Origin of the sequence: Lacipirellula sp. (genome assembly GCF_965279485.1) — a bacterium.
In the GTDB taxonomy this organism is placed as follows: domain Bacteria; phylum Planctomycetota; class Planctomycetia; order Pirellulales; family Lacipirellulaceae; genus Lacipirellula.
Genome location: NZ_CBDIIC010000002.1, coordinates 1,745,849 through 1,771,330 on the forward strand (window position 1 = coordinate 1,745,849; position 25,482 = coordinate 1,771,330).

Here is a 25,482-nt window from a genome sequence, read left to right on the forward strand (position 1 = left end):
CGGTCGGCAACGTCGAAATCGCCTGCAGGCAACTTTCGCCGCGAGCCGGGGCGTCCTCGCCCCCGGCAATAACCAACAGCCGGCGTAAACGCGCTATGATATCGGCGCGAGGGGAGTTTGACACTACCGGTTGGGAGGGGTCTGCGGGGGGCGGGGTTCGCGTCCCTGCAGCGTCCCCTTGGTGGGCGCAGGCCAGCGTTGAGGCTGGACTGGTCGCTTAAGCGACCAGTCCGAAGTACTTGGGGGCGTTGCGGACTTGGGGGCGGCCCGCGTTAGATGCCGAGGTTCGCCAGCGCGGCGGCGACCTGGTTCACCGCGGCGGTTACCTGCGGGTGCTCGGCTTCGAACTCGAGGATCGAGTCCTGCAGCTTGCCGCCGAGCGATTCGCCCTCTTCCGGCGGCACGTCGTCATCGGCTTCGAGCTTGCGGTGGATGTCGGCGGTGATCGCCAGCAGCGATTGCCGCGAGGCGTCGTCGAGGGTGTTGGCGCCGGAGAGTTCGGACTGCAGCGTGTGGAGGGCGTCGAGTACTCGGTTCTTGTCCATCGCGCGGGATCCGGATTGCGGCTCAATCGAAGTGACGGGGCGACGAACGCCGCCCGCTGCTTCCAGTATACGCCATCACGCGATCGGCATGTAGCCGTCCGCCGCCGGCGTGCGGCGGGGCCCATGCGAACGCCGGCCTTACTGGGCGGTTGCAGGAGCGGGGACGGCGGGCGCCGCGGGAGTCAGTACCCTCACAGGCGACACGTCGTCTGGCATCGGTTTCTGGACGAGGACAACCCAGCCAAACCGCTCGGTGTCGGCCTCGTCGCTTTCGCTGGTCCGCATTTCGTAGCGAATCGGCTCGAAGGCGCCCCAATACTTTTGATCGGGGTTTTTGTCCTTGTTGAGCGGATCGGCGTATCCGACGAGGAAGTGCTTGGAGCCGTCGAACTCCGGCGCCTTCGTCGGGTCGGCGGCGTCGATCCGTTTCATCAGATCGCCTTCGACGCGCGCGAGTTCGCCTTTGTCGAGACGCGGGTGATGGAGAATCAGACCATGGTTCTCGCCGTTGATCCAATCCTTCCGCAAGTCGATGAGGATAACTTCGCTGCCGCGCGCTTGTTCCGGGTCGAGTACATCAAAGTCGTTTAAGTTGATCGAGAGCGCGAGCACGCCGATGACCTTTCCCGGCCCGCTCGCAGGAGGACTCGATTCGCCGGCGCCAGCGCCGTCGTCGCGAATCGGCACGGAGAACGCCACTTTCAAATCTTTGAATTGGCTCGCCGTGCTGTAGTAGACCGTCGAAAGATGTTCATTCTCAATTGGCTTCGTTGCCTCGCGAACGGCTTCGCTCGTCTTGTCGCGATCTTTCAGTAAGCCATGGAAGTAGTCCCGGTACCAGTACGGCTTGTACAAGCTTGAGTCATCTGCCGGCGTGCGCGCGACCTGCGTTCCGTGAATATCCTGCACAAACCAGCTGTCATACTTCAGATTCTTGCCATACTTGTGCGGGAGCTTTTGAATCCACAAACTCAGTTCCTCGCGCAGCGCGTCTCGCTGCTCCACTTTGGCTGGGTCGGCAGCGATCTCCTGGTCGTTCGGCAGAGCGTCGATCGCGCGCACCATGCGAATCAGTTCAGGATCCTTCGCTTCGCTGTTAAGGAGGGCGAAGCGTTTGTCGAGTTCCCCGGCGACCGTTCTGGCGGCCGTCTTCGCGTAGCTGGAGAGTTTGTCGCGGTTGTCTTCCTCGTTTTTTTGCTGCGTAGCCAATCGCTGGGCTATTGCAGCCTCCTGCTGCTCGCGCTGCGTCTTTTGTATGAGCCAGACGGCGCCCAGGGCCACGCCGGCCAGGAGTAGCAGCGGCAACAGCTTCGTAAAAATGATGCGGCGATCCGGCCGGAACCGATCCGAGTTGAACCACGGTCGCGAACGCCAGGTGTCGGCCTTCGAATGGCCGTTCGGCTTCGTCGGCGTCAGGGCGTTGGAAACGGTTTGATCCCCTTCGAGCCCGCGGACGAGCGCCGCCAGTTGGTGGCCCTCGGCGAACGGCGCCAGCGCCGCGGCGACTTCGGCCGGCGTCGCGTAACGGTCTTCGGGCCGCTTGGCGAGCATCTTTTGCAGCACGTCCCACAGCTTGCGCGGCAGTGGCTGCATTGCATTGCGAATCGGCGGGACGGCTGATTTCTCGTGGGCTTTTTCCGGGCGAAGGTCGGAATCGAAGAACGGCGGATTGCCGGCGAGCAGGTGATAGAGCGTGCAGCCGAGGCTGTAAACGTCCGCGCGAATGTCGACGGTGGTCGTCCGCCACTGCTCGGGGGGCATGTACATGCCGGTCCCCATCGCTTTGTGGTCGAGCCGCGTGAGGCGGTCGTGGTTGTCGTCCGCCAAGAGCGCGAGGCCGAGGTCGAGAATCTTCACCACCGCCCGTTCGCCATCGTCGGCGTCGGCGACGGTCGAGTCGCCGGAAATTTGATCGGCGTCGACGAGCGTCACCATCAGGTTCGACGGCTTGATGTCGCGGTGAACCATCTCGTGTTTGTGGATGTACTGCAGGCCACGGGCCGCCTGGCGGATGATCTCGCTCGCCTCGGGAACCGGCAGCGGGCCGTGGCGGGTGACCATTTCATCGAGGCTGACGCCCTCGATGAATTCCATCACGAGGTAATGGACTTTATCGGCAGGCGCCGAGGAGTCGATCGCGACGACGATGTTCTTGTGTTCGAGCCGGCCGACCGCTTTGATTTCGTTGTAGAACCGGCGGACGACGTCTTCGTGCCCGGCGCCGACGTACTGCGACTTGATCACCTTCACCGCGCGGACGCGGCCGAACTGGGTGTGGTGGGCTTTGTAAACGTCGCCCATGCCGCCCGAACCGATCACCTGCTCGAGTTCGTAGTTGCCGACTCGCTTGAGTGCCGTTTGGCCGGCGACGCTAACGCTGCCGCCGGAGGTGGAACGCTCGAACCCCTGCGTCGGCACGACCGTCCACTGCCGTTCGGCGTTCGTCTTCGGCTGATTCCGCATCGGGCGGGGGCCGTGGTCGTCGTAGAGGAGTTCGTGGATCTCGACGCTGCCGATCCCCTTCAGACCCTTGCGGCCATGCAAATGGAGCCGCACATCCTCGAGGCCGACGTCGTCGAGGATCGCCATGACGCTGCGGCTGACCAAGATTTGGCCGCCAGTGGCGTAGTCGTTGAGCCGTGCGGCGTAGTCGACCGTTTTGCCGACGAAATTGTCGCGATCGCCAGGGTCGATTTGCGGCACGCCAACATGCATGCTCATGCGGACTTCAACATGCTCGCCCTTGGGCGTGTCGATCGGGTCGTCTTGGTGGCTCTTCTGCACGGCGACCGCCCACTGCGCGGCGCCGACGGTGTGCTCGAAGACAAGGAAGTGGCCGTCGCCGGCGGTCGAAACGACGCGGCCGCCGTACTGTTCAAGATCGGCCTCGATCCGCTGCCGGTGGGGCGTGAGGATCGAGTTGATGAACGCCATGTCGCGTTCGGTGACGCTCCGGCCCGACATTTCATCCTTCAGCCGGACGGACCCGCTGATGTCGGTGAACACGAATGTTTTGAGTTCAGCCATCAGGAGGGAGAGGTCGGGGTTCAGAGGTCGGAGGTCAGAGAGGAGAAGAAGCTAGGCGAAAGTTGGGAAATGACTCTCCCTGACCTCCGTCCTCCCGCCTCCAGCCTCTCTCCAGGATTCTCGCATGCCGGGTCACCCCGTCAATTAGCGGGAAAGGTCACGCGTTGCAACATAAAAAAAGCCTCGACGCTGCCGGCGCCCCCCTCTGGGTCTGCCATACAACGTCGAGGCTTAATTTGTCGTCATCCCGAGTGAAGCGAGGGATCTATTCAAACGGCTAGATTCTTCGCTGAGTTACCCTGAGCGGAGCAGGGGCTCAGAATGACACTGAATTGAACATTTCTTAGAACGCGACTGGCGCCCAGCCGTAGCGGACGCGCGACACCGAGCCGCCAAGGATCGGGCGGTAGCGGGTCACGACCTGCGGCACGGGGGCCATCGTCACGACCGGGGCGCGGTAGAACGTCGTCACGGGCATCGGAGCGAAGACGGGCGCCGATTGGACGACCATCGGCTGCATCACCGGGGCCGGCATCACGACGGGGCTCCACACGGTCGTCGGCTGGACGACCCATTGGGCCTGGGCCGATTGGCTGGCAACGCCGAGAACGGCCACAGCCAACAGCGAAAAGAGCATGCGTTTCATCGGAGGTGTCCTTTCAAATTGAATCGCGAAACAAGCGGTTGCCGCTTCAACGGGATGAAGCGCCGTCAGCTTGCAGATGCAACGCGCCGCACGGGGCGACAGTCGCACGGTGCGGAATCTGACGGGCAATTGCAGGCGGTGCGATTCAATCCTGAGCCGCCCAGCTGCCCGCCAGACGAGTTCAGTATGAGGCGCAACGCCCGCTGCGACAACTAGTTAAAGATAGCACTACTGTCTGGGCGACGGCCGGCGGCGCGAGGGATGAATCGGAGGCGAACATCGTCCCGAACGCCGCTGGGGATTCGCTGGCGCCGGTTGTGACGATTGGGCTACGAGTAGCCGCCGGTCAACGACCGGCCGGAGCGGGGCTCGAATGAGGAATGCTGAATGGGGAATGGGGAGAGGTCGCTCGTTCCCCATTCAGCATTCCACATTCGACATTTCTCTATCACCGCTCCGGCGGGTCGTTGACCCGCGGCTACTGCTTGTCCTCAGGCCCGAAAACCGCCATAATCCGGGATTCTTTCGACTGCCGCGGAGACCACTGGGGGCGACATGCAGGACAAGCTCATTGGCACGGGACTCACGTTTGACGACGTACTCATTGAACCTCGCTACAGCGAGGTTGTCCCGGCGGAGGTGAGCGTGGCCACTCGGCTGACCCGCCGCATCGAGATGCGGGCGCCGATTCTCAGCTCGCCGATGGACACGGTCACCGAGCATCGGATGGCGATCGGCCTCGCCCAAGAGGGGGGCCTGAGCGTCATCCACAAGAACATGTCGATCGAAGACCAGACCAAAGAGGTCGACAAGGTCAAGCGGAGCGCCAACGGCATCATCGTCGACCCGGTGACGATGCCCACCACTGCTAGCGTCGCCTCGGCGCGGACGCTCATGCTCCACTCGAACGTCTCGGGCGTCCCCATTGTCGACGCCGCCGGGAAGCTAGCGGGCATCATCACCCGCCGCGATCTCCGCTTCCTGGAAGACAGCAATCAGCCGGTCTCCGACGTGATGACCCGCCGCGAGCAACTGGTTACGGCCACGGGGACTGTAACGCTTGCGGAAGCTGAGAAGATTTTGATGGCAAAAAAGGTCGAGAAACTTCTCCTGGTTGACGAAAACTACAAACTGACGGGCCTTATCACCATCAAAGACATCGACATGATGCGTCGGTTCCCGCAGGCGTCGAAAGACGCCCACGGTCGCCTCCGCGTCGGCGCCGCGATTGGCGTCTTCGATTTCGATCGGGCGGCTAGCCTCATCGAAAAGGGAGTCGATTTCTTGACGGTCGATAGCGCTCACGGTCACTCGTCGAACGTCATTGAAACGGTCAAACAACTCAAACAACGCTGGGACATCGACGTCATCGCCGGCAACGTGGCGACGTTCGAGGGAGCCCGCGACCTGATCAAAGCGGGCGCCGACGCCGTGAAAGTCGGCATTGGTCCTGGTTCGATCTGCACGACGCGCGTGATCTCGGGGATCGGCGTGCCGCAGATCACCGCGATCTACAACGCAGCACAAGCGGCGAAAGATTCGGCCACGCCGATCATCGCCGACGGTGGAATTCGTTACTCGGGAGACATCACGAAGGCGATCGCCGCCGGCGCCAGCGTCGTCATGCTGGGCGGGTTGTTGGCGGGCCTCGATGAGAGTCCGGGCGAACGGGTGCTCTACCAAGGAAGAACGTACAAGGCATACCGGGGGATGGGCTCGCTTGGCGCCATGGTGAAGGGCTCCAGCGAACGGTATCGCCAAAGTGGTGAGGAAGCGGGGAACGGCAAGCTGGTCCCCGAAGGAGTCGAAGGGCGCGTCCCCTACAAGGGACCGCTGAGTCCATTTCTGTATCAGCTGATCGGCGGCCTCCGGGCCGGCATGGGTTACGCTGGTACGAGAACCATCGAAGAGCTGCGCACGGAAGCCCGGTTCGTCCAGGTCTCGCCGGCCAGCGTGCGGGAAAGCCATCCCCATGACATTGCCATTACGCAGGAAGCGCCGAACTACACGGCGGAATACAAATCCGCGGAATCTAACTAGCGCTGCCGCGGCGGCCCTAGGATTCTGGGTCGCATTGGCCGGAGGCGTCGCCTCGGCTGGCGAACTTCAATGGCGATCGGCCAAGGCGACGGCCGCCGCGGCGCCCGCCGTGCAACCGGCGAACGTCGCGGCTTCCTGGGATGGAGCCAATCAAGCGGGCGGCGTGAGCCACGCCGTCGCCGAGGCGCCGGTCGAAAACGGACCGCGCAGCGTGCTGGTTCGTCGCAACGACGAACGCGTCGCGCAAGCGGGCGATCCGTTTGATCCGTTCGACGCCGAAATGCCGTCGACCGATCCCGAGCCCTCCCCTGCCCCGGCCCCGGTGACAACGCCGGCGTACGATCCGTTCGACGATCCGACGACGGAAGAAGCGTCGCAGCCGACCATCAATCCGAACTCCTATCCGCAGCCCAGCCTGGAAGAAGCGTTCGAGGAGCCCGCGGTCGAGCAGCCGCCCGTCGATCAACCGGTCGAAGAGGAAGAAGAGACCGTCGAGGAACTAGAGAACGCACGGCAGGCGATCGACCGCGAGATGCAGCGACGCGAAGCGGAACCGAGCCGCGAGACGGAGCCGCTGCGAATCCAAGAACAACCCGCGCCGCGCAACGAGATCGAAGTCGCTCCTCAAGTCATCGAAGAGCAAGAGGAGATGGCGGAAGAACTCGTCACGCCGACGGAACCCGAGACGAGCAGCAATGAATTGATGCCTGCAGAGGAAGCTGACGAATACGAACTTCCTAGCGCTGAGGAATACGATTCGCTCCGCTATCGCGGCGATCTCGAACCGCTACCGCCGCCGACGCCCGAGGAACTCGAAGCACGCCGCCAGCAGATTGAAGAAGAGCGGAAGAAGGCGCTCGCCGAGTGCGAGAAGCTGTACGACAATGTGCGGGCCGACAGCCTCAAATCGATCAGCCTCGACATTAGTCTGCAAGGCGAGGCGGGGCTCGACTTCCCCTTCGAGTGCGAAGGGCGCCGCCCCACGTTCCAGCCGCGCAACTGGTCGCCGGTTACCTACATGTGGAAGGCCTCGGGCCTGTGCCACAAGCCGCTCTACTTCGAGCAAGTGCAATTGGAACGCTACGGCCACAGCTGGGGTCCTGTACTGGAGCCGATTATGTCGGGCGCCCACTTCTTCGGAACGGTGCCGATCCTGCCCTACAAGATGGGCCTCGAAGCGCCGAACGAATGCATCTATGCGTTGGGCTACTATCGCCCAGGCAGCTGTGCACCGTACATGATCGAGCCGCTTGGGTTCACGTGGCGGGCCGCGGCGTTCCAAGCAGGCGCCGTCACCGGTGCAGCATTCGCGATTCCGTAGTAGCCGCCGGTCAACGACCGGCCGGAGCGGTGATCAAAAGACAAACCACAAAGGCACGAAGGTCGCTAAGAATCACCAAGAAGATGAAGGCTATGAAGAGAAGGCAAGTCGTACAGAACGTCGTCGAGCGTTGGCATGAAACTGCTCACTCTCAAAATCACGTCGTTTCTTGTCACCTTCTCCCTTCGTGCGTCTTCGTGCTCGTCGTGTCTTCGTGGTAAATCTTCTCGGTAATCGCTCCGGCGGCTCGTTGAGCCGCGGCTGGCTCGCGCGATAGACTGGCGGCATGACGCCGTTGGTGCTGACTCGTAAGCAAGTTCGTCGCGTGGATGCGATCGCGATTGAGCGGTACGGCATCAGCGGGCTGGTGCTCATGGAGAATGCTGGGCGCGGGGCGGTGGATGCGCTGCTCTCGTTTGATGCGGCGTTGGGTGGGGATTCAGGTCCGGGGGGACGAGCCCCCCGGCTCGCCGGGAACGCTGCGACGCGAGCCGACTATTCAGTCGCGGTTCTTTGCGGCAAGGGGAACAACGCCGGCGATGGGTTTGTCATAGCGCGGCATTTGGCGATTCGCGGCGTCGCGGTGCGCGTGATGTTGCTAGCCGCCGCGAGTGAACTCGCTGGCGATGCGCTGGCGAACTATGCCATCTTGCAGCAATGCGGCGTGCCGATTGTCGACGCCTCTCACGGCGACGTTGCGGACCTACTCGATGCGCATGCCAGCGGCGCCAATTGGCTGGTCGACGCCCTCCTCGGCACCGGGGCGACGGGTGAGCCGCGGGAGCCGTTCGCGGCGGCAATTCGTTGGATGAATGCTCAACCGGCGCGGCGGCTGGCCATCGACGTTCCGAGCGGCCTCGATTGCGACAGCGGCGTCGCTGCGGCGGCCGCGGTGCAGGCCGATCTCACGGTCACCTTCGCCGCCGCCAAGCCTGGATTGCTCGCGCCGCAGGCCGCAGGGTACGTCGGCGAGCTGAGCATCGCCGACATCGGCCTCCCGCTGCGACTGGTACGCGAGGCCGCGGGCGTTTAGAGTAGGGCCGAGACTCGTCTGCACCTCACGCGGCCCGCGGCATGCAAACCATGCCGGATACTTTAGGAGACCTCATCGTGAAGTTTGCTCGCCATCTGCTCCTGGCTCTTTCGTACGTCACTGTGGCAAACCTCGTCCACGCCGCGGAGCCCGCCGGCAACGATTGGATCACGCTCTTCGACGGCAAGACGCTCAAGGGCTGGCATGCGAACCCCGACAAGATTGCCCACGGCACCGGCGCGAAGTGGACCGTCGAACCGGGTGGCGTATTGGCGGGCCAGCAAGATCCGCCCGGTTCCGGCAACGGCGGCATTCTGCTCACCGATCGCAAGTTCGAAAACTTCGAGCTCTCGCTCGAAATGAAGCCGTCGTGGGGCGTCGACTCGGGCGTCTTCCTCCGCGCGAACGACAAGGGCGAGTGCATTCAAATGACCGTCGACTATTACAACGGCGGCAACATTGGGCACTTCTATGGCGAAGCGACCGGCGGCTGGCTCGCCCGCGCGTTTAGCCTGCGGGGTGAAGAGACCGACGGCAAGCTCGTCGCGCTGAAGACGATCGATGAGAAGCAGCCTTCGGAAGTCGGCCTCATTGATTCATGCTCGCCGGGCGAATGGCTCGCGGCGTGGAAGATCAACGATTGGAATCACTTCCTCATCCGCGTCGAGGGGGGCAAGTACCCGAAGATCACCACGACGCTCAACGACCAACAGGTCGCGGTATTCGACGCCAGTGCGGCCGACATCCCGCTGTACGATCGCGATGCCGTGCTGAAGGCGCTCACCGAAAAGGGTTCGATCGCCGTGCAAGTCCACGGCGGCGGCAGCTACCCCGAAGGCAAGAAGTGCCTGTGGCGGAACATCAAGGTGCGACCGCTCGACTAGAGAGCCGCCGGTCAACGACCGGCCGGAGCGGTGGTAGGAAGACAAACCACGAAGACACGAAGGCCGCTAAGAATCACGAAGAAGATGAAGGCCGAGGGGAGAAGTTAAATCTTGCAGAACGTCGTCGAGCGTTGGCACATAACTGCTAACTCTAAAAGTCACGACGTTCTTTGTTTCATTCCCTCTTAGTGCGCCTTCGTGCTCGCCGTGTCTTCGTGGTAAATCCTCTCAATAATCGCTCCGGCGGCTCGTTGAGCCGCGGCTACTTGCGGGCGTGTTGGATGTAGAGGTCGATGGCGCCCGCGGCGATGTGCTGCGCGAGCGTGGTGAGCAGCACCACGAGGATCACGCGCGGCTGGTCTTGCAGGAACGAGCCGGCCAGCACCAGTGCGAGGCCCGTGTGCTTCATGCTCAACCCAAACGCGAGCGTAATCCATGTGGAGCGCGTCAGCCCGAAGATGCGCGCCTGCAGCGAGGCGAGCGCGATGCCGACGATGCTCACCGCGGCGGCCATGATCGCAGCGATCAGGATCACCACGAATCGCTCGCCGGTCCAAATCTGGGCGATGGCGAGCGAGGCGTTGGCGTAGTTCAGCACGAGGATCGTCACCAGCGTGATCAGCCGGAACCACGGCTTCGCGCGGGCGATGCGGCGATGCCCGGCAAGCCACGCCGCCGCGGCGCCGGCGAGCGACGGCAAGATTACCCACAGGATGAACTTCCAGCCGGAGAACTGCGTCACGAGCGTTTCGATCCGCTCCACGTCGCTCCGCGAGAGCGCCCAGCCCATCAGGTTCAGCACGTTGGGCGTCGCGATCGGGCTGAGCAGGATCGACAGTACGATCAGGCTCAAGCTGAGGGCGACGTTGCCGCCGGCGTTCTGCGTCCAACCGGCCGACGAGTTCGCCACCGGCATCGCGGCGACCAGGGCGAAGCCAACCATCATGCCCGCCGTGGCGTCGTGCAAGTCGAGCCACGGCAACAGCGGGCTGAACGCCAACACCACCAGCGCCGGCCCCAGCCACGCCGTCAGCAGCCCGACCACGACCACCCAGGGGCGTTCAAGCAGATCGCGAATCTGCGACCACTGGATCACGGCCGCCGCGCAGAAGAGGAGCACGGCGAGCAGCAGCATTGAGACCCGCTCTTGGTGCCCGCCCGGGAAGGTGACGGAGAATTCCCGGATCGCCGCCCCAGGCCCGGGCAATAAGCCCGACAGAGCGTAGGTCGCTAGCAACGCGGCCAGGAAGTAGCGATGGAGCCAGTGGGCCCAGACCGCGATTCCGGCAGGGGAAGCGTTATGGCTGCTATCGGTCGACGCCATCGCTGCTCGAACGGGGCAAAAGGGAATCGCGGGTATCCCCAGGATAGCAGATCGAGGGGGACGTTTCAGCGGCGTTTTAGCTGGTAGCCGCCGGTCAACGACCGGCCGGAGCGGGGCTCGAATGGGGAATGCTGAATGGGGAATTGGGGCTGCTACTGGCGCGACGCGTGGCGGCGGAATTGATCCCCCCATTCCACATTCCTCATTCGACATTCCTCCGAGCCCCGCTCCAGCGGCTCGTTGAGCCGCGGCTACTCGCACCTCCGCTGCGCGAATCTTTCCGATTCTTCACGAACTTGGGGCGATTTCTCTGTGTCCCTGAGGCGTCGAGTTTCCTACACTCCCGCCCCGCCACTGGGAATTTCGACCTCGCCGAGCAATCCTGCCGCTTACCCGCCAACCCCCCGCCTAACAGATGTCGCGCGTTGCTGCATCGCCCGCTACTCGGGCGATGGAATTTGAGTACCCTCCCCTCGCGACGCCCGCCCGCGGTCTCGACCGCCACCCTGAAACTCACCCTGGCAGCGCGCGAGCTAACGAGGCAGCGACTCGCGACAAGCTCTTCTACGGCTGGGTGATGGTCCCGCTGGCGACGCTGGTGATGATCAGCAGTGCGCCGGGCCAGACCTATGGCTTCATGCGGTTCAACTCGTCGATCCGTGAGTCGCTGTCGCTATCGCAAACCGATCTCTCAGCCGCCTACCTGCTCGCCACGTTGTGCGCGGCCGTGCCGTTGTCGTTTCTCGGCGCCCTCTCCGACCGCTACGGACTCAAGCGTTCGCTGTTGGCGGCGATCACGGCGATGGCCGCAGCCTGCTTCTACGCCTCGACGGTCAGCAGCGGCACGACGCTGTTCATTGCCTGCCTCGGCTTGCGGATGGTCGGCGCCGGGCTGTTAAGTCTGCTCGCTACGAATACGCTGGCCGCGTGGTTCGACAAGAAACTCCCTTCTGCCTGCGGCATGATGCAGTTCGGCATGGCGGCGTCGATGGCGCTGGTGCCGGTGAGCATGATGATGCTGATCGACGGCATCGGTTGGCGCTCGGCCTACGCCCTACTGGGCGTCGCGCTGATGGCCGTTCTGTTGCCGCTCATTCTGTTCGTCTACCGCGAACGCCCCAGCGACGTCGGCCAACGAATGGATGGCGCTCCAACCCCTCTCCCCCGAGGGGAGAGGTCGGGTGAGGGGTTTTCAGTTTCGGCGACCGCGTCCAATCTCCGCCTCGTCGACGAAGACAACCCGCCGTCGATGAACCTCGGCGAAGCCCTCCGCACGCGGATGTTCTGGCTACTGCTAATCTCGACCGGCGTCTGGTCGCTGATCGGCACCGGCCTGCTGTTTCACCTCGAATCGCTGCTGAAGGTCCACCGCCTCAGCTTCACGCAAACCGCGTGGGCGACTCCGCTCATGGCGATCTCGATGGCGATCATGCAGCTCGGCAGCAGCCGGCTGATCGACGCCTTCCCAATTCGCTACCTTATCAGCGGCGCCCTCTGCTGCACGGCGCTCACCTGCACGATCCTCGCCACCGCCGGCGGCTCGATCGCGCTGGTCGCGTACGCCGTCTTCGGCGTCGGGCAGGGACTGATGACGGTCGTATCGAGCGCGTCGTGGGCCCAATACTTCGGCCCCGCTCACCTGGGACGCATCCGCGGCACGTCGATGACGGTCGGCATTAGTTGCAGCGCCCTTGGCCCGTTGGTAATGGGCGCCTCAGTCGACCTGCTCGGCGGATTCAATCCGTCGCTCTGGTTCTTCACGACCGTGGCGGTAACCGTCGCCGTCGGCAGCCGCTTGTTGGGAGCGACCGACGCGGCACCGGCGTTTCAAGCCAACGGGGCGACGATTGACGCGGCTTAAACCGTCGAACGATTAAACACCCAGTTGCGATTTCAGGTCGTCGAGTTCGCGACGGAGCTCGTCGGTGCGGGCGTCGGCTTGGTCACGATACTCGGCGAAGTCTCGTTTAAGCGTGGCGAGTTCATCGGCGAGTTGTTTTAGAACGCCGTTGTCGACCGCTGGTGCGGGGCGGGATTCGCTTGCCGCTGGGGCGGGAGAACTTACTGGCGACGATGGGGCGGCGCTCGGCGGCGTTGAAGCCGGCCCCCCGGCGGAGCCGGAGGCTAGCGGGGGAGCGGAGTAAGCGCTCGGCGCAGGTTCCGCAGCGGTAATTGGCCCTTCGTAGTTCGTATCGCCGGCGCCATGTTCGGCGCGGACCTTCGCCAGCTCTTGCGGCTGGTAAAGATTGTGCGTCACCACGCCGCCGCGACCGGGCGAGGTAAGGAAGATTAGCAAGCCCTTCGTGCGGAGCGACTCCACGATCGGGCCGAGTTCGGAGATTCCCTTGATCGGCTCCATGCGAGCCGCCCTACCCCGCAACTCGCCGAGCGTTTGGGCGCCGCGCAGCAGCAGTTCGGCCATCACGGCCATTTCGAACTTATCGACGCCGAGCCAGTCGTAGAGCAGGTGGCGATACTTCTCGACGCGGCCGTCGCCCTGGATCAACGCAACGGCGCCGGACTTACGCAGCGAATCGAGCGCGTCGGTCACTTGATCTTCATCAAGCGTCATCTGCGGGAAGCGGTTGTTCTTTTGGTTACAACCGTTCACGAGCGCGTTCGTCGACAGCGGGTAATTGTCGGGCGTGGTCTTCGCCTTTTCGACCAACACGCCGGCGACGCGACGCTCGATCCGTTCGAGTTGGCGCCACTTCGGGCCGGCGGGGGCTGCGGACTGTTCGCTCATCGATGCCATCCTGCGGAGATTCAGCGGTAACGCAAACCCCCAGTTTACCGTGGATGTTGCCGGTCGTAACCCGCAGAATCGGCCGACCCCGCAGAGAGCGACCGGCGGCGGCAACGCAGCGAATTCGCCGCAGCTTCCGTGACGGGTGCACTGCTTCGCCGCGGACTAAAGTTGTGAAGTGCGTCTCGCAGGAGCGGGCGGCGAACAATCGCGAGGGCTGACGATGGATGCAAAGCGAAACACCAAGTGGCTGCTCGTGGCGGCATCGCTACTGTGGGGCGCGCTCGCCGTCACGTCGGCGCTGCCGGCGATGTTCGTGCCCATGATGTTCGACTCGGCCGAGGCGTTCACCAACGTCCCGTGGGTGCTAATGGCGCTCTGCATCGGCAGCTTTCCGCTCGTCTGCATCGGAACGGTGATCGCGTCATGGTGGGCCTTCGCCCGCGACAAGATTCGCATGGCGCGAACGCTGACGCTGCTGCCGGTCTTCAATCTGGTCGTCGGCGGCGCCGCGACCATTTGGACCGAGCTTTCGCGCGACATCTGATGCGGCGGTCCGTCTAGCCTGCCGGTCGCGCGACGCCGGCAGACGTTACAGAGGCGTTACACGCACAGGTCTTCGCTCCGCGTACGATCAAGAAGCAGTGGGCTCACGCCCGATGACTTCCTGTTTCACGCGAACCGGAGATCTTGTCATGCTTCGAACCTTAGGTCTGTTGTCGCTCGTATCGCTCGGCGCCGTGGCGGCCTACGCCTGCGGCGGCTATGGAACGACCTGTCGCGACCCTGGCGTCATGCAGCTTGATCAGGAAGCTGCGGCACTTCGTGCGAAGGGGCCAGCGGGCCTGCTCTCCGCGCTGGAGCGTTACAGCTCGACGTCTGACAACGACGAAGCCGAGCGACTTAAGCAGTTGGTCGATCAGGTGGCTGGCCAACGAGATGCGACGGCTTCACGGCTCTACTGGTACACCGACCTCGAGCAAGCCAAGCTCGCCGCCGCCGAGAGCGGTCGGCCGATCCTCAGCTTGCGGATGCTCGGCAAGCTAACTGACGAGTACAGCTGTGCGAATAGCCGCTTCTTTCGGACGGCGCTTTACGCCAACGCCGAGATTAGCGACTACCTTCGCGATCACTTCGTCCTCCACTGGGAAAGCGTCCGCCCCGTGCCGCGCGTGACGGTCGACTTTGGCGATGGCCGCACGCTGGAGCGGACGCTTACCGGCAACAGTGCGCACTACGTGCTCGATGCGACCGGCGCGCCGGTCGACGCGCTGCCGGGCTTGTACGGACCGCAGGCGTTTTTGCAGTGGCTGGAGCGTTCGCATGATCTGGCGTCGCGTTACGTTAAAATCAGCAGCGAAATGGGACGCCAGCGATTCTTGCAGGAGTACCACACTCATCGCGAACTCGTCATTGCCGAGCAGCTTCGAGCTGATCTCGCAGAGGTGGCGCCGGAGTTGCTCAATCCGCCGACATATAGCTTACAATCGAAGGCATCGCCCGCAGAACTGCAGCGACGCCATCCGACCGCGCTGCAAGCGGCGCGCGTGGCGGTGTCGAAGAGTCTGGTGGAGACGAAGCTCGTAGCCCCGTTCGCTCCCGCCGGCGAAGCACTCGCGGAGCAAGACGAACGATTCTGGCAAGTGATCGCCGCGCGGCATGCCGATGAGGCGAAACTTGATGCACAGAGCGTCGCCCTGATGCGCGGCAAGGTTCCGCGAGAGATTGCCGACGCCGCGATGCGGGCTACCTACAGCAAACGCAAAGTCGAGAACCCGCTGCTGAAAATCGTTGGCGATTTCGAGCGTTCGCTTGCGGTCGACGGCGTCCGAAACGAGTACACGCTCCACCGCACGATCCATAATTGGTTCGCCAATGGCACGGCTACGCAGGAAGTCGGCCCGCTCAATGAACGCGTTTACGCGGAGTTGTTCCTGACGCCGTCGAGCGATCCATGGCTTGGACTGACGGCCGGCGATGCCTACGCCGCTCTCGACCAAGGCGGGCTGACCGAACCGCCAGCGGCGAAGTAAACTGGTAGCCGCGGCTCAACGAGCCGCCGGAGCGTTGATAGGAAACGTTACGCAATCTCGATCTTAGTCTGCTCCGGTTGGTCGTTGACCAGCGGCTACTTTATGCCACAGCAAATGATTCTCACCGTTGAAGACGACGACGCGATTCGTCGCGGCGTCGTCGATGCGCTGACGTACGCGGGGTACACCGTAATCGAAGCGGGGCACGGCGAGGAAGGCTGCCAAATGGCGCTGCGGCGGGAGTTCGACTTGCTGCTGCTCGACATGGTGCTGCCGGGAAAAACGGGGCTCGAAATTTTGCGCGAAGTGCGGAATGTGAAGCCAACGCTGCCAGTGATTATCCTCAGCGCGCGCGGCGAAGAGAGCGATCGCGTCAGCGGCTTGCGACTCGGCGCTGACGACTATGTGGTGAAGCCGTTCAGCGTCAACGAACTGCTCGCGCGGGTCTACGCGGTGCTACGGCGTTCGCCGAGCCGGCCGAGCGACGTGGAGGCGATTGCGTTCGCCGGCGGGCGGGTCGATTTTGCCCGCTGCGAGGTACAGTTTAGCGACGGTGAGCGCGTCGAACTGTCGGAACGCGAACAGCAACTGCTGCGATACCTGGCGCGACATGCGGGCCGCACGGTGCCGCGGCAAGAGTTGCTCGAAAACGTTTGGCAGATCGACGCCCGCGGCGTCTCGACTCGCACGGTCGACATGCACGTCGCCCGCTTGCGGGAAAAGCTGCGTGACGATTCCGAGAATCCGACGCTGCTGATGACGGTGCGCGGTCGCGGGTACATGCTGGCTCAGAGTCTTTCATGAAGCGTCCTTGGCACGTCTGGCTGGCCTTTGCACTCTGCGGCGTCGTCGCGACAGCGGCGTTTGCGTGGCTGACGCTCCATGCCTTGCGGGTAGATCGCGAGCGGTCGCTCGCACGGGCCGAGGCCCAACTGGAGCAAAACGTCAGTCAGGCCCTCTGGCAGATGGATACGAAGCTAGCGCCGTTGATTGCGGAGGAAGTAACGCGTCCGCATGAGTTCTACGAGTCGTTCGTCAATGTGCCGGCGGCGAACAAGAGCGAATGGAACTTAGGATCCGTCGCTTCGCCGATCTTGGCCAAAACGCCGGACAACGTGTTGCTCAACTTTAATGCGTATGCCGACGGCCGCTGGGCTTCGCCACAGGCGCCTCCGCCGGAGCAGACGGAACTCGCCGCGAGTAACGGTCTGCCGAACGCCGCCACGGAAGCAAACCGTCGAAAGCTTGAGACGCTCGCCGACGCCGTCAACGTCGGGCAACTCTTGGAGATACTGCCTGATGATCCGATCCCGACGCCAAATTTAGTAACCGGCGGCACGCCGCAGTCCACGGGCGGCGATCAAGTGGCCGCCAATGGCCCTCCGATCGGCAACTACTACAGCGCGAATGCACCGGCTGGCGGCGAGGGCGACCGCCAAATGCAAACAGCGGAGCAACCGCTGGCCGGGATTGGGGACGACGAAGCCAACCCGTTCGACGAGCCTGATATATCGCTCCAGCAGCAAGTCGCCCAGCAGTCGCGCGGCGCCGCCGACTACCGAGGCCGCGAAAGCCGGTATCAGCAAGCCGCCGTGCAAGAGCTCTCGAAGCAGCAGTTCGGAAATTCCTTGATGCGTAGCGTGCCAAGCCAGCGTGATGCAAATGACGCACGCACCGTCGAGTACGTGAGCCGCCCGGTCTGGGTCGGCGATGAATTGCTGCTCGCGCGTCGCGTTGATCGTGACGGACAAACGTTCGTGCAGGGGAGCTGGCTCGATTGGCCACGGCTGAAGCGAGAGCTGCTAGCCGAGACCGCGTCGCTCGTTCCCCACGCCGACTTGGTTCCGGTGCGCGGCGACGACCCAATCGACGCGACCCGCATGCTCGCCGGGTTGCCGGTGAAACTCGTTGTCGGCGATTCCACGGCGGCGCTCGCCAGCGCCACGGGCGACGGACCGCTGCAGTGGGCGCTCGGCGTCGGCTGGGTCGCCCTCGCGTGCGCTCTCGCGGCAGTTGGCTTACTGCTGTGGGGCGTCGTCGCGCTGAGCGAGCGGCGTGCCGCATTCGTCTCCTCGGTAACGCATGAGCTTCGCACGCCGCTCACGACGTTTCGCATGTACGCCGAAATGCTCGCGCGCGACATGGTGCCGACCCCCGAACGACGCCGCGAGTATTTGCAGACGTTGCGCACCGAAGCCGAGCGGTTGACGCACCTGGTCGAAAACGTCCTGTCCTACGCACGGCTCGAACGTGGCCGGAAACCGCAGCGGAGCGAGCGGACGACTCCAGCCGTGCTCGTCGATCGGTTTGAGCCGCGTCTCGCTGAGCGTGCAGCGCAAGCCGGCATGACGTTGCAATGCGACGTCGACGAAGCGTCGGCCGACGCTCCGCTGCTCACCGACGTCGGCGTCGTCGAGCAGATCTTATTCAACCTCGTCGACAACGCGGCGAAGTATGCGGGCCGCGCAACCGATCGCCGGATTGTCTTCTCGACAGTTCGCGATGGTCGTTGGGCGTCGTTCAGCGTGCGTGATTTCGGCCCTGGCTTCGTATCGACGAAGCAGGCCTTACGATCGACGCCCTTTAGCAAAAGCGCCCAAGAAGCCGCGGAGAGCGCGCCTGGCGTCGGCTTGGGCCTAGCTTTGTGCCGACGGCTGGCTCGCGAATTGGGAGGTGAGTTGAGCATCGGCGCCGCTAACGGCGGCCCTGGCGCCAGCGTGCAACTGCGGTTGCCGGCAGGCTGAATACCGCTGTCCTGCGAGCCGAATCGACCATGCTATACTTGGGCTGACCTTTTTGCAGTTAAGCTGTCAGCTGCAGCATACGACTTCGCCCAGTCCATTGAGAACCATGATGTCAGCTCAACTCCAACGCCTGCTGACTCCCGAAGAGTATCTCGCGATCGAGCGCGACGTGGAGGCGAAGCATGAGTTTTATCACGGCGAGATGTTCGCGATGGGCGGGGCGAGCCGCGAGCACAATCTCATCACCGGCAATATCGGCGCCTCACTGCACTCTCAGCTTTTGCAACGGCCCTGCGAAGCATATCAGAACGATATGCGGGTGAAGGTCTCAGCCTCGGGCCTCTACACTTACCCCGACGTCGTCGTCACCTGCGAGAAGCCTCGCTTCGAGGACGAGCATTTCGATACGCTTCTCAATCCACAGGCGATCATTGAGGTGCTGTCGGAAACGACGGAGAAGTACGACCGCGGTAAGAAGTTCGAGCACTATCGGCAGATCGAATCGCTGCGCGAGTATGCGTTGGTCGCTCAAGATCGCGCGCACGTCGAGCTCTTTAGCCGCGGCAACGACGGCGTCTGGTCGCTGAGCGAAGCGACCGGAATTGAGGCGTCGATCGCGTTCCCCACGGTCGGCTGCGAGCTAGCGCTAGCCGACGTCTATGCCAAGGTTTCTTGGGCGAGCTAACCGTCCAGTAGCCGCGGGTCAACGACCCGCCGGAGCGGCTACTACTGGGCAGCGCGTATCGAGCCTTGCTCCGGCGGCTCGTTGAGCTGCGGCTACCGCTCCCACACAGCGCAAAAAACCGACGGCCGAACTTCGCGAGGAAGCTCGGCCGCCGGTCGAGGGGGTTTCAGGTTGTCGCTTGAGCTTGGCGAGGCGACGCTTGATCGGCGCCGCTCCGGCGGGTCGTTGCCCCGCGGCTACTAGCGAGGCTAGTAGGTCAGGATGGCGTCGATCGCGACCGCGGTTTGGTCGAGGTCGGTGCCGGGCGACCAGTCGTGACGAACTTCCGGACGGAAGACCAGGTTCGACAGAGCCTGGATGTTCACGCCGCCGGTGATTTCGTTGAACGACGTGCCGTCCTTCTTCCACCATTCAGCACGTCCACCGACCTTCAAGGTATCGGTGAGCGTGTAGAACATGTACTGGTTGAGGCCGATCGTGTCGATTTGGCTCACGCCGGGGTTGTCGGTGCGGAGCAAGTCGCTCTGGCCGACGTACTGGAGGTTGTCGGTCAGATCAGCAACGAGCACCATGCTGTGCGAGTAGCTGTTCTTCGAACCGCCGTCGATCCAGCCGAAGTTGCCGTACGTGTTGAGGTACGTGAAGGTCACGTTCTCGTTGAGCTCGGTGGCGAAACCGCCGATCCAGTTGCTGCCCGAGTTGTTGTTGGTGAAGCCGGTGTCCCAGCCCGCCGTCCAACCGCCGTACAGCGTCAGGCCTTCGAAGCCTGAGTAAGTCGACAGGGCGCCGGTGTGGGTAAACGGCTCGCTGTTGAACATCGTGTACGAGTGCGTATGGAAGAAGTTGCCGGTGGCCGGAATCACTTCGAACCCGAGCGGGGTGAAGAAGTGACCAACCTTGGTCGACAGGTCGCCGTTGGCCACTTCCATGTAGGCTTGGGGGATAGCCCAGCCGTAGTAGCCGTGGTCGAGCGAGGCGTCGTAGAAGCCGTTGTTGCGGATGCCGGCGCCGGGGTTACCGAACGCTTGCGACTTCTGCGCGTCCGTACCGTAGAGGACGTCGATGCGACCGCCGAAGTCGCGACCGGCCGAGCCGTCGGCGACCTTGCCGATGTAGAACCATTGCTGGGCAAGGTTCGCATGGTCGGGGATGTCGTCGAACGACAGCAAGTCGTCGAAGTTCTGCGACAGCGGGATGTTCTTGTTGTAGTAGGCGATGTTCGTCCAGCCGCCGATCTCGATCGACGAGCATTCGGGATCGATGCCCACCAGGTCCGCCAGCGAAAGCCCTTCAATCGGGCCGGCTAGCGCACAGCCGCTGAACAGACCGCCGGCTTCGCAGCCCGAGCCGCACGCGACGTCGTCGCTGCAACAGGGATCGGCGCAGGTCGGCTCGCAGCAATCGCTGGCGAAGGCGACGCCGCTCACGTTGTTGTCATACGACCAGCTGTTCGTCTCGGCGAACGCAGGCGTCGCGCCGAGTGCCAGGACAGCCAGTCCGACTCTCCATGTCCTAACTTTCACCTGATAGCTCCTTCTACTGGCGCTTTGCAGACAACTCGGCTCCTGACCAAGTCGCGACGCAGCACTCTGTTAGCGGTGACGGCAGCTCCGACCGGGTGACCGGGATCCGCCTCGCGGGAATTTCCATCCGCCTTGCTCTCTTGTATCGACGGCGCCGAGAAGAGGCGGCGAGCCTGCTGGAGGCGTTTAGGAGCGTTTTGCCGGCAGAAACGGCAGAAAGTGAGAAGCCGTATCGGTTGTACGGATGGTCGCGGCAGCTGAAGGCGTTGCCAGCAACGGCAGCCGTTGAGAACGCGCCGCGCAACGCCGCCAGACATCTACGGCAGCGAGCCGGAATAACTAGAACGACCCCGACAATCGGCAAAGTTTAACAAGCAGCCGACGCTGCGGCGTCGGCACCGCGATGTACGGAGCTACTCGACGATTGGTTCGGCGGGAGCATTCCCCTGCCTCACACGTCGGAAGATTGAGGTGAATCTCAGGCTAATGAGCGCCGTGAGCAGAGTCTGCCGTCCAATGATCGACGCGCCAAGGCTCGCCCTCGGCTTCGAAGGCCTTGTTGCGCGAGAGGCGCACCTCGACGTGGCGATGGCTCCCCGTCGCTGGATCGCCAATCACCCAGTTGACGCCGACGACCGTCCGCCCGCCGTCGCTGATTGGTTCAGAAACCGATTCGATTTTGATCAGCGGCTCTTTGACGTTCGCGTAGTCCTTTACCAATGGATCGAGTTCCAAACGTTCGCGGGCCATCCGCTCCAGTTCTTCGGCGGGCGGCCGAGGAGCGTTCGGTTGCGGCTGCGACACGAGACTGCTGGCCCCCTCGCCAGAGAGGAGCGCTCGTGCTGCAGCGACGTCTCCCTCGGCCATCGAATGCAGCCACCGGAGCGCGGTATCGCTCGCTTGCTGCTTGAGCAACCGATCGCGTACGCCGCCGCGCACGAGCGACGCGACGAGACATACCGTCGCAACGGCGATTGCCAACTGCGCCAAGCGAGCGCCGGAAAGCACTCCGTCCGACCGTTGAATCTTGCCGAGGGCAATCAACGCGAGGCCGACGGCGGCGATCGGTACGAGATAAAACAGCGGACCGATGAATGCGAGCAGCGACGCGACGCCGACGAGGAAGGCAACTACCGCCAACGGCGCAAGTTGGCTGTACTTCTCTTCTTCGACCGGATTGAGTGCGGGTTTCACGTTGGGCATCCTGCGTGAGGAGAGGTACGTCAGTTCTATGAAGACGCCAACGTCGCGTCATCATGTGTGAAAACCACTAACGTTCATTGATCTGTCGCGTGACTTCTTTGCCGTGAAAAGCAAGAATCGTCGAAAACATTGGATTGGCGAAGGACTGAATCGTTTGATTCTGCCAGGGCGCCGCTTCCGCAGTTTTCCAAACGCCGGAAGCGAACGGAATGTAGAGCATCATCGCACTAAAGCTCGTGAGCATCAGTGAGACCGTCAACCCGGCGAGAATGCCGCCGGCGACGTCGAGCGGCTTCACGAACTTCATCCGCACGCGCGAGATGCGGTCGGTAGCGATGCGCAGAATCATCACGGCGAAGAAGAAGATGCCCCAGATGGAGCCAAACTTGAACGCCCACTCATTTTCGGCGGATGGCTGTGCCTGGGCAATGACGTAGCCTGCCAGAGCCAGCCCGCCCGGCACGGCGATCACGCCTGCCAGCATCACGCAAAAGAGCGTGATCGCATTGCTCCACAGCCCTTCGTTCACGGTCATCGCGAACCCGGCGAAGAAGATGGCAAACATTAAGACGGCTAAGTATGGCATGGCGGTATCGCCTCTCGAAGCTTTATCGCCGACCTATCGGCGAAGTGTTCTTGGTTATTCTCAGTCAGTGGTCCGTTGTCAGTCGTCAGTTGCTCTCTGTGGAAAAGTCTTTCGCAGCTGACCACGAACCACTGACAACTGGCATTTCTACTTCAACACTCGCATCAATTCAGGCAACGAAGTGACGCCCTTCGCAACCAACAAGATGCCCTCTTCTTGCAGCGAACGTTGACCGTCGGCGCGGGCCGCCTTCTTGAGCAAGTCGACGCTCGGTTGCTTGGCGAGGATTTCGCGCATTTGATCGTTGATCTCGAGAAGTTCGAAAATCCCCGTACGTCCGATGTAACCGATGCCTTGGCACGATTGGCAAGGCTTCTCGATCTCTTCACCCTTCGGCGGACGATAGAGTTGTTGCACCTTACCGGGGGGAATGCCGAGTTTCTTCAGGACGTCCGGCGGCGGGGTGTAGCCGACTTTGCAATCGGGGCAGAGTTTGCGAATCAGCCGCTGATAAAGCACACCGGTGATTGCCGAAGCGAACGCCGGCTGCGGTAACTTCATCTGCAGCAAACGCAACAACGCCTCCGCCGCTTCGCGAGCCGGCATTGAGGTGATGATGAGTCGATCGTCTTTCACCTCGTTGATTAACATCGCGCCGCTTTCGGCGTCGACGAGGTCACGGCAGACGTAAACGTTCGGGTAGAGCCGGATCAACCCCGGAATGATCGTCGCCGGCGTTTCGCCCTTGCTGGCGTCGTAAGTATGCGGAGCGATGTTGTTGATTTCAATTTCGCGATGGCTCACCTCTTCAATTGCGAAGAAGTCTCGCATGAGCCGGTCTGTTTCTTCGAGCGACGCGTTGGTCATCGTCGTCAGGCCGCCGCCCGGCATCGCGGAGAAGACGACCATGCCCTTGTCACGCGACATCATCTCGCCCCACTTCTCCTTGAGGGCTTCGCGGAGACCGAGGCTATCGTAGGTGTGGGGCTTCACCTTCTCGTTGACGCGACTAACGATGACTCGTTCGCCGCCGGCGTGCCCTTGCGTCGTGATCGGCAGCAGGTGCTTCTTGGTTTCGTACTTGGCGCCGAAGCGGCCGACCTGCTTCTTCTTGCGATCCTTTGGATCGAGATTCGCCAGCGTCTTCATCACCGCAAGCATCACGTCGCCCGACTCGCGATCGCGGGCTTCGCCTGGATGCCAGGCGCCGTCGATTTCATGTCGCACGGCGACGCCTTGCGCGCCATACTCAAGCATCACGCGATCAGTGCGACGGTTGAGCATCTCCACGATCAGGTCTTTCACCAGGAGGTAGCCCGGAGACTGACGCGCGATCAGCAGGTTAGCGTTGTCTTCGTTGTTTCCAGCCGCCCCCATGGCAATCAAGTCGACCGCAGCGCCCTTTTGATAGTCGGCTTGCTGCTCGCTGCTCATCTTGATGCCGACTTTGCCAAGCACGACGGCGAAGAAATGGCGCCACCAGCCGCCCGTGAGAACGGTTTGATGCGGCTCGACGTTCTTATTGTGAATGAGCGCGTAGGGCAGGAACGTCGCGAGAATGACGATCGCCAACACCAACGGCCGCACCCAACCCATACCGAGCAGCGGTACGAACATCAACGCCAGGCCGACAATCAGGAACGGAAAGAAGACGATCGGATTCCACTTGTGGTAGCCGATGTTAAAAATCTGCGAGTCGCGATTCACCCAGTCGCCGAGCGCCGCGAAGATCATCACCATGATCGCGATCGCAGCGGGGCCGATCAGCATCATGATCAAGTCGAACAACGGCAGCGCCGGCAACGGCGCTGGAGCGGCAGGCGTAGCGAGCGCAGCCGCAGCGCCCCCTTCGGCGGGCGCGGCTTCTTGGGCCAACGCCGGCGACGCGCAACAGAGCGCCAGCAGCAGTCCCGCACAGATTCCAAATAGCAACAACTGCCGCATCAGAGAATTCCAGGTTGTTTAACTTCGATGCCTTTAAGCGCCATCTTCAGCGCTTCGCGGTTCGGCGCCACTTCCATGGCCACTTCACGGTCGATCAACCCATCGTCGACCAGCTTCTTCAGGCTCTGCGTAAAATCCTGCATGCCGTCTTCCGAGCCAATGCGAATCGCATCGCCCAGCTTGTGATCTTCTTCTTCGAGGATCAGTTTCCGCACCGTCGGCGTGAATTTCATGATCTCGACCGTCGGCACGCGGCCGACGCCCGGCTTAATGCTCTTCAGCAGCTTCTGGGCGATGATGCCCTTCATGTTCATCGCGATGGCGCTGCGCAATGCGTTGTGCATGCCCTGCGGGAACAAGTCGAGAATACGACCGATCGTCGACGGAGCGCTCGAGGCGTGGATCGTTCCGAACACCAAGTGACCCGTTTCCGCCGCGTGAATGGCGGTCATGAACGTTTCCTGGTCACGCATTTCGCCGACGAGCATGACGTCGGGATCTTCGCGGACCGCGTGCTTCATGCCGATTTCGAAGTCGATGACGTCGAGACCGATCTCGCGCTGGTTGATGATGCACTTCTCTTCCGTGAACACGAATTCAATCGGGTCTTCCAGCGTAAGAATGTGCTTGCGATAGCGGCGATTGATCCAGTTGAGCATGGACGCGATCGTCGTACTCTTGCCGGAGCCTGTGACGCCGGCCAGCAACACCATCCCTTGGTCGTAGCCGCAAAGCTCGACGATCGAGTTGGGGAGATAGAGCCCTTCGAAGTCGGGGACGTGGCTATTCACGCGCCGCGCGACCAACCCGATGTGCCCGAGTTGCTGGAGCAAATTGACGCGGAATCGCCAGTTCGTGCCGTCGACGTCGAGCATGTGGGCGAAGTCGGCCCCGCCGTCGTGGTCGAAGATCTTCCGATTCCGCTCGTTCATCATCGGAAAGCAGAGGCGTACCATTTCCTCGTCGTCGATCGGGCCACGGTTCATCGGCTGGATCGTACCGTTGACGCGAACCATCGGCGGCCGGCCGACTTTCAAATGGAGATCGCTCGCCTTGAGCTTCACGCAGGCGCGGAAGAGCTTGTTGATCTCCAGCTCTTGATGGACGGCGACGAAACTGTCGAAGTCCGTTTGCTTGATCGAAGTGGCCATGACGCGTCCCTCTGTTCCCGCCAATCCTGCGCGACCGAGCGGGGCAA

At 62.6% G+C, this 25,482-nt stretch carries 20 protein-coding genes; 10 read left to right on the forward strand and 10 right to left on the reverse strand.

The features are described from left to right. Positions 1–272 precede the first annotated feature (272 nt). The 3 genes from ACQY7R_RS14585 to ACQY7R_RS14595 all read right to left on the reverse strand — a co-directional run bounded on the left by ACQY7R_RS14585 (position 273) and on the right by ACQY7R_RS14595 (position 4,218). Positions 273–545: a DUF4404 family protein gene (locus tag ACQY7R_RS14585; RefSeq protein ID WP_428306324.1), complete on the reverse strand. Its 273-nt coding sequence runs from the start codon at positions 543–545 to the stop codon at positions 273–275. A 138-nt stretch (positions 546–683) separates the two neighbouring features. Then, positions 684–3,572, reverse strand: a complete 2,889-nt coding sequence (locus tag ACQY7R_RS14590; RefSeq protein ID WP_428306325.1) for a protein kinase domain-containing protein — start codon at positions 3,570–3,572, stop codon at positions 684–686. Positions 3,573–3,915: 343 nt separating this feature from the next. Then, positions 3,916–4,218 carry a hypothetical protein gene (locus ACQY7R_RS14595; RefSeq protein ID WP_152100739.1) on the reverse strand — a complete coding sequence of 101 codons (303 nt, stop codon included), beginning with the start codon at positions 4,216–4,218 and terminating at the stop codon, positions 3,916–3,918. A 555-nt stretch (positions 4,219–4,773) separates the two neighbouring features. Between ACQY7R_RS14595 and guaB the strand changes: the two genes are divergently transcribed. From guaB to ACQY7R_RS14615, 4 genes are all read left to right on the forward strand, one after another. Continuing rightward, positions 4,774–6,258: an IMP dehydrogenase gene (gene guaB / locus ACQY7R_RS14600; RefSeq protein ID WP_428306326.1), complete on the forward strand. Its 1,485-nt coding sequence runs from the start codon at positions 4,774–4,776 to the stop codon at positions 6,256–6,258. A gap of 34 nt (positions 6,259–6,292) precedes the next feature. Continuing rightward, positions 6,293–7,579 (forward strand): hypothetical protein, encoded by a 1,287-nt coding sequence (locus ACQY7R_RS14605; RefSeq protein WP_428306327.1) that lies wholly within the window; start codon positions 6,293–6,295, stop codon positions 7,577–7,579. Between the two features lie 286 nt (positions 7,580–7,865). Further along, positions 7,866–8,612, forward strand: coding sequence for an NAD(P)H-hydrate epimerase (locus ACQY7R_RS14610; protein WP_428306328.1), 747 nt, complete (start codon positions 7,866–7,868; stop codon positions 8,610–8,612). 77 nt (positions 8,613–8,689) lie between these two features. After that, entirely contained in the window at positions 8,690–9,496 is an 807-nt protein-coding gene (locus ACQY7R_RS14615) for a 3-keto-disaccharide hydrolase (RefSeq protein ID WP_428306329.1), read from the forward strand. A gap of 262 nt (positions 9,497–9,758) precedes the next feature. On the opposite strand, the gene ACQY7R_RS14620 is transcribed toward ACQY7R_RS14615, so the two are convergent. Next, a complete protein-coding gene (locus tag ACQY7R_RS14620; protein WP_428306330.1) occupies positions 9,759–10,820 on the reverse strand; it encodes a bile acid:sodium symporter family protein in 1,062 nt (353 codons plus the stop codon). A gap of 415 nt (positions 10,821–11,235) precedes the next feature. On the opposite strand from ACQY7R_RS14620, the gene ACQY7R_RS14625 reads away from it, so the two are divergent. Next, positions 11,236–12,681, forward strand: coding sequence for an MFS transporter (locus ACQY7R_RS14625; RefSeq protein ID WP_428306331.1), 1,446 nt, complete (start codon positions 11,236–11,238; stop codon positions 12,679–12,681). Between the two features lie 12 nt (positions 12,682–12,693). Here ACQY7R_RS14625 and ACQY7R_RS14630 read toward each other — a convergent pair whose 3' ends face one another. Then, positions 12,694–13,566, reverse strand: coding sequence for a DUF480 domain-containing protein (locus ACQY7R_RS14630; RefSeq protein ID WP_428306332.1), 873 nt, complete (start codon positions 13,564–13,566; stop codon positions 12,694–12,696). A gap of 223 nt (positions 13,567–13,789) precedes the next feature. Between ACQY7R_RS14630 and ACQY7R_RS14635 the strand changes: the two genes are divergently transcribed. The 5 genes from ACQY7R_RS14635 to ACQY7R_RS14655 all read left to right on the forward strand — a co-directional run bounded on the left by ACQY7R_RS14635 (position 13,790) and on the right by ACQY7R_RS14655 (position 19,028). Continuing rightward, positions 13,790–14,113: a hypothetical protein gene (locus tag ACQY7R_RS14635; RefSeq protein WP_428306333.1), complete on the forward strand. Its 324-nt coding sequence runs from the start codon at positions 13,790–13,792 to the stop codon at positions 14,111–14,113. Between the two features lie 148 nt (positions 14,114–14,261). Next, the gene (locus ACQY7R_RS14640) at positions 14,262–15,599 is read left to right on the forward strand and encodes a hypothetical protein (RefSeq protein WP_428306334.1); all 1,338 of its coding nucleotides are present in this window, start codon (positions 14,262–14,264) and stop codon (positions 15,597–15,599) included. Positions 15,600–15,713: 114 nt separating this feature from the next. Beyond that, positions 15,714–16,403 (forward strand): response regulator transcription factor, encoded by a 690-nt coding sequence (locus ACQY7R_RS14645; protein WP_428306335.1) that lies wholly within the window; start codon positions 15,714–15,716, stop codon positions 16,401–16,403. Next, a complete protein-coding gene (locus tag ACQY7R_RS14650; protein ID WP_428306336.1) occupies positions 16,400–18,343 on the forward strand; it encodes a sensor histidine kinase in 1,944 nt (647 codons plus the stop codon). Before ACQY7R_RS14645 ends, ACQY7R_RS14650 begins: the two co-directional genes overlap by 4 nt. A gap of 109 nt (positions 18,344–18,452) precedes the next feature. After that, a complete protein-coding gene (locus ACQY7R_RS14655) occupies positions 18,453–19,028 on the forward strand; it encodes a Uma2 family endonuclease (protein ID WP_428306337.1) in 576 nt (191 codons plus the stop codon). A gap of 248 nt (positions 19,029–19,276) precedes the next feature. On the opposite strand, the gene ACQY7R_RS14660 is transcribed toward ACQY7R_RS14655, so the two are convergent. From ACQY7R_RS14660 to ACQY7R_RS14680, 5 genes are all read right to left on the reverse strand, one after another. Beyond that, on the reverse strand, positions 19,277–20,551 hold the full coding sequence (locus tag ACQY7R_RS14660) for an outer membrane beta-barrel protein (protein ID WP_428306338.1): 1,275 nt from the start codon (positions 20,549–20,551) through the stop codon (positions 19,277–19,279). Between the two features lie 483 nt (positions 20,552–21,034). Beyond that, the gene (locus ACQY7R_RS14665) at positions 21,035–21,745 is read right to left on the reverse strand and encodes a hypothetical protein (RefSeq protein WP_428306339.1); all 711 of its coding nucleotides are present in this window, start codon (positions 21,743–21,745) and stop codon (positions 21,035–21,037) included. Positions 21,746–21,821: 76 nt separating this feature from the next. Beyond that, entirely contained in the window at positions 21,822–22,340 is a 519-nt protein-coding gene (locus ACQY7R_RS14670) for a hypothetical protein (RefSeq protein WP_428306340.1), read from the reverse strand. Positions 22,341–22,487: 147 nt separating this feature from the next. Then, positions 22,488–24,284, reverse strand: coding sequence for an ATPase, T2SS/T4P/T4SS family (locus ACQY7R_RS14675; RefSeq protein ID WP_428306341.1), 1,797 nt, complete (start codon positions 24,282–24,284; stop codon positions 22,488–22,490). Further along, a complete protein-coding gene (locus ACQY7R_RS14680; protein ID WP_428306342.1) occupies positions 24,284–25,435 on the reverse strand; it encodes a type IV pilus twitching motility protein PilT in 1,152 nt (383 codons plus the stop codon). Before ACQY7R_RS14680 ends, ACQY7R_RS14675 begins: the two co-directional genes overlap by 1 nt. Positions 25,436–25,482 lie beyond the last annotated feature (47 nt).